Raw genomic sequence first — 14531 nt, forward strand, 5'->3', positions numbered from 1 at the left:
TGAAATAACCTTAACCGATCGCTCTGACATGAGTTACTTAATGTTGTTAGGGCGTGAAGCACTTGGCAAGCGGTTTCTTGTTGACCCTTCTAAAGTGTTTTTAGGGTCAAAATAAAAGTTAGCTACGTTAAATTTCCTCTATAAACTTTATACATTACAAGCGATCCATCTTCTGTGAACATTACCATAGAAGGTGAATCGTTCACTGACACCTAATATCTAAAATAGCGGGTTAACTCGCATCACATAACCTAACAATATGCAGATCATATTGCCGTTGTTTTTAGTCACTACAAGTTCCTTATTATTGCCCGTCAGTTAATTCCTCGCTGTTTAGAATATATGTTGTTCAAAGTAGCTTAATTGCTGTTGAAGCCATTATTAGCTGATATATTCTAATCTTTAGCGAGCTCATGGTAAAAATATCTATTGATTAGCGAGTATGTACTTAATTGAAAACACGTATTATAGTTATTAAAAAAATTACAATAGGTGCGATTAACTTGTAACCATTTGTTATATCCATTTAGAATCAGCTTTATAAACAGTGGCTTTAGCTGCTAAATAATTAAATTAACGTGGTATCAATTTTTGAATATTCCAGACTTACCTAATAACCATGCTTTAGCGGTATTACTCATTACCGTATTTGCTTTATATCTTTTTCGTCGAGACGATATTCCCCTAGAAACCTCTTCTTTGTCTGTTATCGCGGTATTGTGTTTGGCGTTTGCATTCTTTCCCTTTTACGTAGATGGCGTCCATTTCGAACCCAGTTCATTGTTTTTTGGCTTTGGTCATGAAGCTTTAGTGACGGTTTGTTCATTAATGATTATTGGTCACGGTATCGTGCGTACAGGTGCCTTAGAGCCCATTGGACGATATTTGGCCAAGTTATGGAAAATAAGTCCTGCACTGTCGTTGCTGTTAACGCTTATTTTGGCTGGAGGTTTAAGTGCTTTCATTAATAACACCCCCGTTGTTGTGTTATTGCTACCTATCTTGATCAGTGTTTCATTACGCACTAAAACAGACTCTTCGCCGATGTTGTTACCCATGGGGTTAGCAACATTGGTTGGGGGAATGGCAACGACTATAGGTACATCTACAAACTTATTAGTGGTTAGTATTGCAAAAAATATGGGCGCTGTTGAATTTGGACTCTTTGATTTTATTCAACCTGCACTTATTGCTTCTGTTGTTGCGGTACTTTATTTATGGCTAATTGCGCCAAAACTTTTACCCAGTAGAACACCTTCTATGCCTGATACATCGCCACGTTTATTTAGCGCTTATCTTAATATCAACGAAGAAAGTGTAGCTAACGAGAAAACAATTACTGAAATAATTGCTTTGACTGATGGCCAGTTAAAAATAGAAAGTATTCAGCGCGGGGCAAATTATCGTAATATTATGCCTTTGCCCGATACAATACTGACGGTGGGAGACCGTTTAAAAGTTCATGATTACCCCGACCGTTTAAAAGAATATGAAACGGTATTAGGGGCAACCTTATTCTCAGGGCTAAATAAAGTTGATGACGAACATCCGTTAAAAGCTGACAAACAAACCTTGGCCGAGATTGTTATTATTGCGGGCTCGGGCGTTGAAGGACGGACCTTACAACAAGTCAATTTCATTCAAAAACACAGTATATCAGTGGTCGCATTGCATCGAGCGGGTAAAGCTATGGAAATTGGTCGCAGCAGTATCGGCAATACCCGATTGAAAATCGGAGATGTACTTCTCGTACAAGGAGAGCAAGAACAAATTGATTTATTGAAAGCTAAACAAGGGCTACTCATTATCGATGGCGCGGAGTCGTTACCCCAAACAAGTAAAGCCCCCATTGCGTTAGGCACCTTGTTGGCAGTGGTTGTATCATCAGCGCTCGGTATTTTACCGATTGAAATTAGTGCGATATGTGGTGTGCTGATTTTGTTAGTAACAAAGTGTTTAAATTGGCAAGAAGCGTCATCGGCGCTCAGTACTCAGGTTATTTTAATTGTTGCTGCGTCTTTAGCATTGGGCGCTGCGATGATGACAACAGGGGGAGCTGAATATATCGCCCAAGTTTTTGTTGCCTTATCGTTCGGCCTACCGCCAGGGGGTGTTTTGTCGGCTTTAATGCTGTTACTCGCGATACTCACCAATATCGTCTCTAACAACGCAGCGGCTGTTATCGGAACGCCAATTGCTATTTCTGTAGCGAGTCAACTGAACTTGCCAGCAGAGCCTTTTATTTTGGCTGTACTGTTTGGCGCCAACTTGAGTTATGCAACACCTATGGCTTATAAAACTAATTTATTGGTAATGAATGCCGGTGGTTATCGCTTTTCTGACTTTATGCGTGTTGGTATTCCATTGATTATTCTCATGTGGGTAACACTGTCATTACTGTTAAATTGGCTATATTTATAAAGGAAGTGGGCAATCTATTCGCCTAGTTTGCCTTAAGCGCCTAATCACAGATTCACCATAATCTATTATCGGTAAATGAAAGCCTCATCAATGATGAGGCGATACAATTTAACACATAAAAATAATGAGGGGTTTTGAAGTGACCTATTAAAGGCTGACTTTTAAGGCTTTGTGTTCAAACCATAAGTTCATGAAATCAGAAGTTAATTTTTGTTCTATTTCCATGGCACTTTCGGTTGGACAAAAAATAGTAAAAAATATCTGAGTGTCGCCAAGTTCTGATGTAGCAACTTGAATATGAGGCTCAGGACCTGCAATTTTTATATCTAAACGGTTTTCAATAAGATGGTTGTAGCGAATAGCGACATCTTTAAAGTCATGGCAATAGAAGTTCGCTTTTTCATATAACGTTTCGATGAAATCAAAAGGGTTAACACAGTCATTACGCACAATGGTAAAATGATGCACAGCATATCGTTTAAGGAAGTTAAGATTCTTAATAACTGATGTTATCAGTTGGCTATTCGGTAAATACAACGTTTTACCGGTATATTCATAATCATCTTTATTTACTTCTAATAAGGTCAGCTTTGCCCAATCAGTAGAATGCACTTCACCGACATAGTTACCTACTTGTATCCAGTCGCCAATACGAAAGGGTCTACTTGATAATATATAGATAAAACCAATAAAACACTGAATAAATTCTCGGGTTGCTAGTACTATTGCAACAATAAATGCGGCAATTGAAAATGCAAACTTTTGAATTTCTTCAGACCAAAGGTTAAAAAGCACTATAATCATCATTAGGGTAAAAATATTACTTACCATATTGATTTTTAATCTTTTAGTTTGTTTAGCCTTTAGTTTTATTATTTTTATGATTAAATTTTTAACCAAAAAAGAAGCCATAAGCACTAAAAAGGTAACAATAAACTTATACTCAAACAGTAACTCAGTAAATTCAGTGAAGCTGTACATTTTATTGGTCCATTCCATGATAAATATTTATTAACCTACTTACTTATACTGGGTAGCATGCCTTTAAGCAATAAACCAAAGATATCGGCTCCAGTGATAATACGCTTGGTCTCTCCCCAAATTAGCAATACATCGTGCTCTATCACTCCATCAAAGTTTTTATCTATAGAAGTGTTAACTTTCATTTTTAGCATAGCTTCATTTAAGGGGGTTGTTTCATCAGTGATCACTACCGGGCGATGACAGTAATTGTAAGGGTCAAAATCGGTAGGTTGGTATAAAGCTGCACGTGAATAGCCATCAGCATCAAGCACAAGTAATGGATAGCCAGCCTCATTAGTGAGTATTACCCAGCTATGATTGGTTTCATTCACTTGCATTAAAAATGGGTCATCGGGACTTTGTTGTGTCACGGGAATGATAGGTAAATCTAACTTTGTTGGTAAGGAAATGATTGATTTAGGATCAATTATTTCACCTTCTTCAGTCACTTGTATTTCATCCAAGGCAAAAAAGTTTAACGCACCGATACCTTCTACATGATTAAGGTCTGCTTCTTCAGCTGTTATATGTTGGCGGATAATACTTCTAAGTTCGCTTTCTTCAAGGTAGGTAATACCTTCTTTCCCAAGCCATGCATCCAAGATAAGTGCTGTTGGTTTAGCAACAGGGTAAAACAGGATCTGATAAAAACGAATAATAGGTGCTAGCATGCTGCCCATTTTTAAAGCATTTCTCGAAAAGTAAGCTTGAGGTGTAATTTCACCAATAATGGTTATCGCAATTGTCGAGAATAAAAAAGCGCTGACACCGGTAAGCACTGAATCAGACAGCATGGTTAGCAGCACATTAATGCCGACATTACCCCATAATATGGTCGTTAATAAGAAATTCGAATCGTCTCTAAGACGTAAAATGGTTTGTGCGGCTTTGTTGCCTTTTTTCGCTTCCACTTCTAAATGAAGTCTACTGATGGAAAAAAACGCGAGGTTTAATCCTGAAAAAATCGCTGATTGTGTAATACAAAAGGCGATAGCGCACCAAGTAATAATGTCAGTTGACATGTAATAATCCTAATAGGGCTGTTAATAGCGTTAATTGGGTGAATTATTAACTTTACTCACTGAGATCACAACTAATTATTTGACCTTTATTCTAAAATATTGCTTATAATGGCATCGTTTATAAATTAATGTGTCATTTATAAAATTTTAGAACACTTATGATGTGTAATGCTTACTTCAGCGCTATTTTTTAATTCCAGCAAAGGATTTTTCATGATTAAATGTATGTTGATTTCACCTTCTTCACCGATAATAATCGGTGGTCAAGAGTTAGTCTCTCAATGGCAACAAGATGAAAGTACTACGCTATGGATTGATCTTGATAAGGTTGAAAAATCTCAAGAAAAAGAAATATTAACTCAATTTGGTTGTCATCCATTAGCTATTTTAGATGCGCAAAGAGAAAGACATCCTCCTAAAGTTGAACTGTTTAGTGATTTTATTTTTCTGCTTTACCGCGGTTTTGTTGCTAAAGAAGACAATTTAACGTTTGAGCACGTACAAATTAGTATGTTCATCGGTCAACGCGTATTAATTACCGGTCACCCTGAAAGCTCTGTTGCGATAAATACGTTATTTAACGCGAGCAGCGAAAAGTATTTAGCCCGAAGCCCAATACATTTAGCGTTGAAAATATTTCACAGTAGCTGTGGTAATTATTTACAGCAGTTATTTAGTTTTGAAGCACACTTAGAAAAAATCGAAGATCAGTTTCAAGTTAGTGGTAACGATGCAACCATGCGAGAAATTACGGCACATCGTTCTCGGTTAGTTAAAATCAGAAGAACGTTTAATTACCATGTAACTGTGGGCAATACCCTAAACAGTTACCTTGAAGATGATGAAACATCACTTATTACCGACAAAGAAATACATGCAGTTAATGATTTAAGAGAGCGCCTTGACCGACTACTGAGTCTTTCTCAAATGTATTATGATATTTGTGGAGACTTAATTAATGGTTACATGTCTGTTACCTCACATCAGCTAAATGCAACCATGCGTGTGTTAACGGTTATTACTGCCTTGTTTGTACCTTTGACCTTCCTCGCAGGAATTTATGGGATGAACTTCGAATACATACCTGAGCTTAAATTTGAACACGGTTATTTTACTCTACTTGGAGTGATGTCAGTTATTTCTGTTGGGCTTATTGCCTGGTTTAAGAAAAAACGTTGGTTGTAATTTAAAAAGAAGAAAAATATTGAGCGATTCAAAAACACTTTATGAAAATAAAGTCATTAATATAAAAAAGCGGCAACCAATAATGGCTTGGTTACTCTCTTTAACTCTGATCTCTATGGGGTATTATTTGTCAAAAACTCAGTTCTTAGGAATAGAGTGGCTCTCGCGAAGCGGGTGCTTAATTGTGTTGCTTGGTGTGTGGTCAAGCATTGGCGCTATCATCGCTGAAAGAGTGTTAATAAGTAAATTGAATATCCAACATCGGGTTGTTTTATCACGAGCAAAAATGAAGCTCAGAAAAATTAATGCGCCTGCAGAGTACATTGAAAAAGAAATTAAAACGATTGAAGATAACTTTGACGATAAAATTGACGTTGTTAAAGACAATGTTAGGTATCAGTTGGGTATTTTAGAGGTTTCTTTATTGATGACAGGTACCTTTATTTGGGGTTTTGGCGACTTAGTATTTAAAATAAGTCTTTAAAAAATAATTCTTAAAGAGTGAACGATGAGTAACAATATTTGGTGGGGCGAGTTTACATTTGATGAACAACAAGAGAAAAAGTGTTGGAGCGTAGGCGAGCGAGCCATATTAATAAAGCGTAAAGCCACAGAGTGGAATATTTGGAACATTGAAAATCAAGAAGAAGACCACGAAATTTTGCTTTCTGACGGCGAAAACTTTAACGTAGAAAACAATGCTGTTATTGGTCGATTTTTAGAGAAAGCCAGTTCAGATAAAATAAAAGTCTTCCCAAAATTGGCCGACCGTCCTGTTATTGCGCGTCCATCATCACCTTTAACCATTCTTGCCGGTGAAAAAGTACAGTTATTTATCAGTACACCTATTTGGTTTTACGCTGAAACATTTCCAAGTGGCAAATGTTTGGTTGATTTACCTTTTTGGCGCCCCTCTGATTCATGGTTTGGCAGTTCAACCATTGATGGTCAGCTCTGCTATGCGAAATATACGTCTGCAAAAACTAAACTTGAAGAATTAGACTTACACCCTCATCGGGCAACAACAGCTATAATGGTCATTAATAGTCATGATAAAGCATTAATTATCAATAGAATTAATGTTCCGGTAAATTACTTACACTTATACGGCGATGACAAAAATCAATTGTGGACATCTGGCATCACTATCGAAATAGAAAATGAATCAGCTGATGTTGAGTTAATTGTTGAGAAAAGTATTTCGGCTGAGTTGTCTCCGCTCAAATCTATCAGTGCTCCGCGTGAGTCTTCAGAGCATGGGAAATTAATACGCAGAATTAGTAATTTATTTGGGTAAATATTAGTTCAGCAAACAAGGGTTAGGTAAATATTGTATGGAAGTCATTAATGAGTTTTTTAATACGCTCAAAGTATCTCATTTGTATACATTAACACAGGCACTTATTTTATTTATAGTCGGTTACTTTATTGCTAAAACGATAAGTAGCGGTATTGAAAAGATTGTCGAAAAAAAAATGACGACACACGGCGTCTTTTTATTAAAAAGAACGGTGTTTTATACGTTGTTGGCACTATTTTCATTGTCAGCTTTAAAGCATGTAGGTATAGATTTAACGATATTGCTTGGCGCAGCCGGTATTTTTACTGTTGCTATTGGTTTTGCTTCACAAACCTCAGCATCAAACTTAATTAGCGGCCTATTTCTGATGGTAGAAAGGCCGTTTTCAATTGGCGATGTGATCAAAGTTAATGAAATTTTAGGTGAAGTTATTTCTATTGATTTACTGTCTGTTAAGTTAAGAACCTTTGATAATTTATTCGTCCGTATACCCAATGAAAGTATGATCAAAAGTGCGGTAACCACCATGACAAAATACCCGATCAGAAGAGCCGACTTAAAATTAGGTATCGCTTATAAAGAAGATATTGAAAATGTAAGAGATGTTCTATTAAAAATAGCGGAGAAAAATGTTATTTGTTTGGAAGAGCCAGCACCCTTGTTTATTTTAACCGGATTCGGATCATCATCTGTAGATATACAATTTTCAGTTTGGTCAAAAAGAGAAAACTTCCTTACCCTTAAAAATGAGATGTATCAGAATATTAAAAAAGCTTTTGATGAACAAGGTATTGAAATTCCATTTCCACATATAAGCCTATATTCAGGTAGTCAAAGTAAACCTTTTGATGTTGCTTTAAATGCTGATTCCAAAATTACCGAAGATGGCACGTCGAAGGAGTAAAGGTTAAACAACGATTAAGCATTAATCTTATAGTTGAATGCTTAATCGTTAACGCACTGTAATTAATTTACTGTTTAATCAGTAATAGATCGCACGGTGGCTCGTATAAAAAGTTTGATGTTGTACTGCCCACCCAAAATTTATCGAGCATACTTCTATTAACCAAACCAATAAATAAAATGTCTATATGGTTTTTGTTAATATATGTCTTTAAGGCGTCTTCAGGTAAACCTTCGATTAACGTGTATTGATCTTGCAGAACCTTAAACTGACGTGAAAACTCTTTTAACCCATCTCGGTGCATCGAAAGTACTTTGCTTTTGTATTGGGTTAAAACGGAGGATATATAACAACAATGTACAACTTTCCATTTTATCGCTAATGATCCCTCCCAGTTTTTTAAATGCTTAACGATATGTTCATCAATTTTAGCCGGGCGATCATTTTCGTGCAATGGGTCAACTGCGCCAATAACATTGAGTGGTTTTTTCCAGACGTTATTGCTGAGTAATAATACGGGGGCGTTTATTTCTGTTAGCGTTTGGAAAATAGGGTGCCTTTGTTTTGGAGGCGTATCTTCTAAAACTAATAGGCCATTATTATTTTTTGCTAATTCAGTATTAATGGTTTTAATGTGATTAGATGTATCGGTAATGATTATTTCGGCTTTAATCGCACTCATTTCTAACGCATTAAGTAACGTTTGCTTTTTCTTATTGATAGCCGCTAAGTCCTCATTAACCGTTGATGAATTCTCAACCATTGAATGCCAATACCACCGCTGAGTAGACTTTACTTGAGCATCTATTATTATCTTAATTCGCATTTGATGAGCATTGGCAAGCTGAATTATTTTATCTAAAGTGACATTTTTATAAAAATAACGCCCATCTATAAACCAAATTAGTTGCTCAGTTATCATTTCTTTTCCTCATGTAGAATAATGCCTTTGGGTTAATACGTTCATATAACTTAGTTAACACGTCAAATATGGTTAAAGTTATAGTAAGGAAGAATGTATAGATAGTCTTTTTTACCTTAAAACATTTCTATCAGCAAAACCTGATATGCTGTTATGCTATGATTTTATTTAATCGCTTTAAAGTTCATTGGCAATTTACCATAATGCATAGTCGTTTTTTCTTATTTATATTGTTTTTTTTATTTTCACCTCTTGCATCATCGAGCACACTTTTAGTTCATATCACCGATGACTTACCCCGTGAAGTAACACAAAATATTCATGCCTACCTAGGCACGTTACCAGAGGATGACACTGAACGGGCGGCATTTGTTTTTACAGCAAAAAAACAGGCATTAAATGCATTAAAAGCACTGGGTTATTATCGTGCGGTGGTAACCAGTTCGACTGAAAAAAACGTAGATAAAAATATTTGGACGCTTTCGCTTGGTGTAACGTTAAATAAACCAACGCGCGTAATAAAAGTAGGTATTAATATAAGTGGTGACGCCCTAGGTGATAGCGTTTTTTCTGAAGTCATCAGAAAAATTCCAATTGTTTCAGGTGATATATTACACCACGGTGTTTATGAACAGTTTAAAACAGACCTTGTTTCTCTTGGCTTAGAGCGCGGATACTTTGATAGTAAGTTTATAAAATCTACGATTGCGATACATAAAAGCCTAGAAACAGCAGAAATAATTGTTCACTTTGATAGCGGACCCCGTTATCAATTCGGTGAAATAAAGTTTACTGACTTTGCTATAAATAATGATGTTTTAAGACCTTTAATCTCTTTTAAACAAGGCGATTTTTATCAACAAACATCGTTGCAAAATTTGCAGAATGAACTTGATGAAACGCAGTATTTTAGCAATGTTGTTGTTCGACCTGAAACGGAGAGTACGACCAACAACATACTGCCTATTGATGTGTCATTAGAAAAAGCAAAGCGCCATCAATTTAATTTAGGGCTAGGTTATGCAACGGATACAAAAGAAAGGTTTTCTTTTGGGTGGAAAACACCATTAGTTAACCGTTACGGACATCGCCAAGAAACACGGTTGTCGTATTCAGCGATTAACCCAACGGGCTATTTTATTTATAGTATTCCATTATCGCATGCCAACAACGATGTCTTGCAGTTGCAGACTGAATTAGAAAAAAATGACTATGGCGATTTAACGAGTAAGTTTTTTTCTTTTCAAGTCGGTCGTGTTTATCTTAAAGATGATGTGTTGCGCCAACCTTATTTAAGACATCTCAGTGAGGAGTGGGACACTGATGGTGTTTATGATGATGCCGATTATTTTATCCCAGGGTTTACTTGGTCTAATATTGACCGCGATGGCCCTTTACTCGACCCAACTCAAGGGTTTCGACAATATTATAACCTAGAAGGAAGTTATGAAGGTTTATCGTCGGAAACCTCCTTTTTACGTTTCAATGCGCGTTGGAAATATATTTCATTGTTAGCGCCTAAACATCGCGTGGTAGCACGTGTAGAGTTGGGCTATGTGATTGTTGACAAAAACTTTGAAGAAGCGTTATCTCCTTCATTACGCTTTTATGCGGGGGGCGATCAAAGTATTCGAGGCTTTGATTATCAATCAATTGGTCCTAAAGTCACGCTTTCAGATGGTCTTAATCAAGGGGAAGAAATCGTTATTGGTGGGACTAATATGGTCGTTGCTAGCCTAGAGTATCAGTATTATTTTTCAAAGACTTGGCGAGGGGCACTCTTTGTTGATGCAGGTAGTGTTAATGACAATGATAAGTTAGACCCTGTTTATTCTATTGGACCCGGCCTTCATTATATTTCTCCTATCGGACCCATCAGGTTTGCTTTAGGGTATTCATTGAGTGAAGAAAACCCTTCATGGCGTCTTCATTTTAGTATTGGTGCAGAGCTATGACTTATAAACGGGCAAGTTTCACAATAATAGGGGTGATAACGGGCTTACTCTGTTTTCTCGCGATATTACTTTCAACGCCTTGGGGAGCAAAGCTATCACTTTATGCCGTTAGCGCGACTTCCTCTGTCCAAGTTGAGTACAAAAGTGGCGCACTTTTAAATGATTTAGTGCTAGGTCAATTAACAATCGAAAATGATAAAACGATTATTGATGCAAAAAATATTGGTATTAAGTTACATTTACGGTGCCTGTGGAAAAGCCAACTTTGTATTGATGAATTGAGTATTGCATCACTGCAAGTGAACATGAAAGAAGGGCAGGCAACATCATCTAATGAACTTGTCGAAGAAGCGATTAACTCTTCAAGCTTCACGTTACCCTTCACCCTAAAATTGAAAAAGTTCTCTTTAGCGAGAGCGCAAATTAAAAGTCCCGAATTAAAGGTTAACTTAATCGACTTTTCTAGTGCTTTATCTATCAATAAAAATATTGTTAATCATTTATCTATAAACCTAGAAAATGCGCGCTTGGTTAACGCCAACATTAAGTTATATGATAAGCAGAGTCCATCAGTAAAACCTATTGAAATGGCTTGGCCGCTGGCAACACTGCCTAAGCTTTATTCACCGGTTAAGTTAGCGGTGAGGTCGTTAGTTGTTAAAAAATTGACTGTGAATGAAGTCGACAGTAGGGGTAATGAAAATACACTATTAGCGACAACTGATGCTGCTGCAAAAATATCATGGTTTAAAACGAAACTGTTAATCGATGAATTATCATCAACAGTTGAAGGTGTTGGCGCGTTATCTTTGAAGGGAAAGGTCGATTTTGTGCCTCCCTATGTTGTTGACTTAATTTTAAAGAGTTCAATCAAAGATTTCGAATTACTACCACAGCTAAACGACACAAAACAAGTCGTATCCTTGCAGGGTAATTTATCTGATTTAGTCACCAATATAAGCAGTGAGGGGGAAATAGAATTAAGTGCGCAAATGTCAGTAAATGTCACTGATGCAAACTTACCTTATAAATTGAAGGCTGATGTAAGCCAATTTACCTTGCCTGATAATATTGCCAAGGTTATTACCCCCTCAACACTCTTATTACAAAGCGAAGGCGATATTAACCAACACCTGATCGATTTGAAAAGTAATATCAGTGGCTTTGGTTATCAAGACGCATCACTTGTTTTAAGTGCAACTTATGATGAGCAAATTTTTAAAATAAGCACCTTACATTTTGAAGAATCGCACGCAAATAACATGCTCGATATTAAAGGCGAATTACAGTTAGGCAGCCGCCTGTTATGGGATATTAAGGTAGAGTCATCGGGTATTAACCTACCTAATATCAACAAAGAATTATCAGGCAGAGTGCAGGGGCAGATCAGCAGTAAAGGTTTTCTCCTTGATAACGAATGGGCGTTTACGCTTGATGATTCGAGCGTTAAAGGTGAAATTAATAATGTTGCGCTTACTGCAATAGCTAATATTGATATCAACCACAAGGGTAAACTAGCGGCTAGCAATATAAACCTCAATTATGGTGGTATCGCGGTTAAGCTCGAAGGGTATAGCGATGAAAACTGGCATGTCGATGGCTCAGTTAATATTGTTAATACGGCTTTATGGTTTAAAGATATAGAAAGTGATCTGCGTTCGAATATTTCAATATCAGGCCCAACTCAGCAGCCAGAAATTAATTTACAAGGCGAGTTAACCGATTTATTAATGGCTGGTGTTTCCAGTGATGCGGTTAATTTTGACCTGAAATATCGCCCATTGGATAATCATCAACATCAAGTGTCCTTTACGAGTAAGGAACTGAACTTAAAGGATCACCGTCTTAATAGCGTGAACTTAGCAAGCCGAGGTGATTTAAGTCAGCAAAAGGTAAACGTTGCTTGGCTTGGCGATTCTTCGATTGATTTATCGATTAACAGCAACTATTTTGCGCAGAACGACCAATGGAAAGTGGAAACAGATAAGGTTACCTTTTCTTTAGATGAACATGTTTTCAAATCTACTCAGCCACTTAAACTACTATATGATAATGCCAATAATACCCTTGCCTTGAATAAACACTGTTGGCTTGGAACAACTTCACAGCTTTGCCTCATTGATGATACGACTGTAAAGCTTACGGAAGGTGAATTAACGTTAGCCATTAAATTAGGTAGTGATCTTTTAAGCCCTTTTATTCCTGAAAACATTATTTTTCAGAGTACGTTTGCAGGGAATGTTGCTATAGGTTGGCAACAAGATGAAGTGCCATCAGTTAACGCTAAATTAGTCATTAGTGACGGACAATTAGCAGTAAAAAAAGAAGGTAGCTTACATAAATTACTTGCGTGGCAAAAAGGCCAATTGAATTTACAACTGAATAATGAAAGTGTTACAGCAAATATTGCTTTGCTTTCTCAAGCCACTACTGAAATAGTCAATCTCAGTAGTGTTGTCTTATTTGCCGATAATCGAACTATAGATAGTCAACTTATTATTAATGACCTTAACCTTTCACCATTGCAGGTTTTCTTACCCGAGCTCACGTCATTGGAAGGTCTCTTAAATACTTCGCTCACCATTGTTGGAGATTTAGATAAACCGACCATAAATGGTGGAATAAAACTAACCCAAGGAAAAGCTAAAATTTTAGGCAATATTAATACCTTAGAGGATATTAACATGGCTTTTGACTTTAAAGGGCAACAAGCGGTTATTTCTGGAGGTCTTAATATTAATAATGCAGCAGCCACGGTTAAAGGTGACGCTGACTGGCAAGATGAATTGAAAGGTAATTTTGATTTTGACGGTGAATCACTACATTTTTCGATTCCTCCTGATCTTACATTAACCGTTTCTCCCCACCTCAATGCACAAATAAAAGCGTCAGAGCTTAAAGTATCAGGCCGCATTGAGGTACTTGATGGCAAATTATTGGTTAATAAATTACCCCAAGGAAGTGTTAGCTTAAGTAAAGACGTGATTATTGTTGATGATACAGGCGAACAAGTGGCTAATGAAAAGCCATTTGAACTCTATACCAATGTTCGTGTGGTTATTGCTGACGCTTTCAACGTTGAAGGCCAAGGGTTTGTTGGGCGTTTAGGCGGTGAACTACAAGTGAGCCAGCAAGCTAACCAGCCCTTGCAACTCTTTGGTAGTTTAAAAATCCCCCAAGGTCGTTATCGCGCTTATGGACAGGATTTATCGATAACAAAAGGCATTATTTCTTTTAATGGCACAGCAAATAACCCTTATGTAACGATGCAAGCAACACGTAGTATTGAGAAAGAGAATATTATCGTGGGTATTGATGCGACAGGTTTAGCTAATAGTTTAAATATTAAATTATTTTCAAAACCCACAATGCAACAATCTGAAACCTTGTCATACTTAGTCAGAGGTCGAGGGTTAGATGCAGAAACGAGTGACAGTAATACGGCAATTGGTGTGGCTTTAGGGTCAGCGTTAACAAATTTTTCGGGGGTACTCACCCAAATAGAAAAGTTGCCACTGATCAATAGAATTGAAATTGATGGTGACGACGAACAAGCTTCCATAGCCGGTTATTTAGGTGACCAAGTTTATATTAAATATGGTGTGGGTATTATGGAGCCTATTAATGAATTAACGGTGAGGTTCTATTTATTAAGTCGGTTGTGGGTTGAAACAGTGTCGGGCTTAGAAAACTCTGCCGACATTTACTATTCTTTTGACATAAAGTAAATAAACGATTAGTCATAATAACCTAGTCGTAATCAGCTTTACGGGTTAATGCCCGTTAGCACCGCGAATGA

At 36.9% G+C, this 14531-nt stretch carries 11 protein-coding genes; 8 read left to right on the forward strand and 3 right to left on the reverse strand.

Features of this window, described 5'->3' with window-relative positions; genetic code table 11:
- A partial coding sequence (locus H4J39_RS12735) for a RimK/LysX family protein (RefSeq protein WP_182228802.1) occupies positions 1–115 on the forward strand: 115 nt, incomplete at its 5' end.
- A gap of 476 nt (positions 116–591) precedes the next feature.
- The gene (locus H4J39_RS12740) at positions 592–2421 is read left to right on the forward strand and encodes an SLC13 family permease (RefSeq protein ID WP_182228803.1); all 1830 of its coding nucleotides are present in this window, start codon (positions 592–594) and stop codon (positions 2419–2421) included.
- Positions 2422–2568: 147 nt separating this feature from the next.
- On the opposite strand, the gene H4J39_RS12745 is transcribed toward H4J39_RS12740, so the two are convergent.
- Positions 2569–3402, reverse strand: a complete 834-nt coding sequence (locus tag H4J39_RS12745; protein WP_182228804.1) for a mechanosensitive ion channel family protein — start codon at positions 3400–3402, stop codon at positions 2569–2571.
- 35 nt (positions 3403–3437) lie between these two features.
- On the reverse strand, positions 3438–4466 hold the full coding sequence (locus H4J39_RS12750; protein ID WP_182228805.1) for a DUF21 domain-containing protein: 1029 nt from the start codon (positions 4464–4466) through the stop codon (positions 3438–3440).
- Positions 4467–4679: 213 nt separating this feature from the next.
- Between H4J39_RS12750 and H4J39_RS12755 the strand changes: the two genes are divergently transcribed.
- Genes H4J39_RS12755 through H4J39_RS12770 form a run of 4 tightly spaced genes read left to right on the forward strand, consistent with a single transcriptional unit; the run spans position 4680 to position 7855 of the window.
- Positions 4680–5651, forward strand: a complete 972-nt coding sequence (locus H4J39_RS12755; RefSeq protein ID WP_182228806.1) for a magnesium transporter CorA family protein — start codon at positions 4680–4682, stop codon at positions 5649–5651.
- A 19-nt stretch (positions 5652–5670) separates the two neighbouring features.
- Complete coding sequence (locus tag H4J39_RS12760; RefSeq protein ID WP_182228807.1) at positions 5671–6135, forward strand: hypothetical protein; 465 nt, start codon at positions 5671–5673, stop codon at positions 6133–6135.
- A 24-nt stretch (positions 6136–6159) separates the two neighbouring features.
- A complete protein-coding gene (locus H4J39_RS12765; protein ID WP_182228808.1) occupies positions 6160–6948 on the forward strand; it encodes a hypothetical protein in 789 nt (262 codons plus the stop codon).
- Between the two features lie 37 nt (positions 6949–6985).
- Positions 6986–7855, forward strand: coding sequence for a mechanosensitive ion channel family protein (locus H4J39_RS12770; protein ID WP_182228809.1), 870 nt, complete (start codon positions 6986–6988; stop codon positions 7853–7855).
- 67 nt (positions 7856–7922) lie between these two features.
- Here H4J39_RS12770 and H4J39_RS12775 read toward each other — a convergent pair whose 3' ends face one another.
- Positions 7923–8777 carry a universal stress protein gene (locus H4J39_RS12775; protein ID WP_182228810.1) on the reverse strand — a complete coding sequence of 285 codons (855 nt, stop codon included), beginning with the start codon at positions 8775–8777 and terminating at the stop codon, positions 7923–7925.
- A 158-nt stretch (positions 8778–8935) separates the two neighbouring features.
- On the opposite strand from H4J39_RS12775, the gene H4J39_RS12780 reads away from it, so the two are divergent.
- Both H4J39_RS12780 and H4J39_RS12785 read left to right on the forward strand, forming a co-directional pair.
- Complete coding sequence (locus H4J39_RS12780; protein ID WP_182228811.1) at positions 8936–10732, forward strand: autotransporter assembly complex family protein; 1797 nt, start codon at positions 8936–8938, stop codon at positions 10730–10732.
- Positions 10729–14460, forward strand: a complete 3732-nt coding sequence (locus H4J39_RS12785; RefSeq protein ID WP_182228812.1) for a translocation/assembly module TamB domain-containing protein — start codon at positions 10729–10731, stop codon at positions 14458–14460. Before H4J39_RS12780 ends, H4J39_RS12785 begins: the two co-directional genes overlap by 4 nt.
- Positions 14461–14531: the final 71 nt, after the last annotated feature.

Origin of the sequence: Colwellia sp. Bg11-12, from assembly GCF_014076955.1 — a bacterium.
Classification (GTDB): Bacteria; Pseudomonadota; Gammaproteobacteria; order Enterobacterales; family Alteromonadaceae; genus Colwellia_A.

Excerpts from the sequence above, each read along its gene's own strand:
- H4J39_RS12745 (WP_182228804.1), bottom strand. The coding sequence starts at position 3,402 with ATGTACAGCTTCACTGAATTTACTGAGTTACTGTTTGAGTATAAGTTT.
- H4J39_RS12750 (WP_182228805.1), bottom strand. The coding sequence starts at position 4,466 with ATGTCAACTGACATTATTACTTGGTGCGCTATCGCCTTTTGTATTACA.
- H4J39_RS12755 (WP_182228806.1), top strand. The coding sequence starts at position 4,680 with ATGATTAAATGTATGTTGATTTCACCTTCTTCACCGATAATAATCGGT.
- H4J39_RS12765 (WP_182228808.1), top strand. The coding sequence starts at position 6,160 with ATGAGTAACAATATTTGGTGGGGCGAGTTTACATTTGATGAACAACAA.
- H4J39_RS12770 (WP_182228809.1), top strand. The coding sequence starts at position 6,986 with ATGGAAGTCATTAATGAGTTTTTTAATACGCTCAAAGTATCTCATTTG.
- H4J39_RS12775 (WP_182228810.1), bottom strand. The coding sequence starts at position 8,777 with ATGATAACTGAGCAACTAATTTGGTTTATAGATGGGCGTTATTTTTAT.
- H4J39_RS12780 (WP_182228811.1), top strand. The coding sequence starts at position 8,936 with ATGATTTTATTTAATCGCTTTAAAGTTCATTGGCAATTTACCATAATG.
- H4J39_RS12785 (WP_182228812.1), top strand. The coding sequence starts at position 10,729 with ATGACTTATAAACGGGCAAGTTTCACAATAATAGGGGTGATAACGGGC.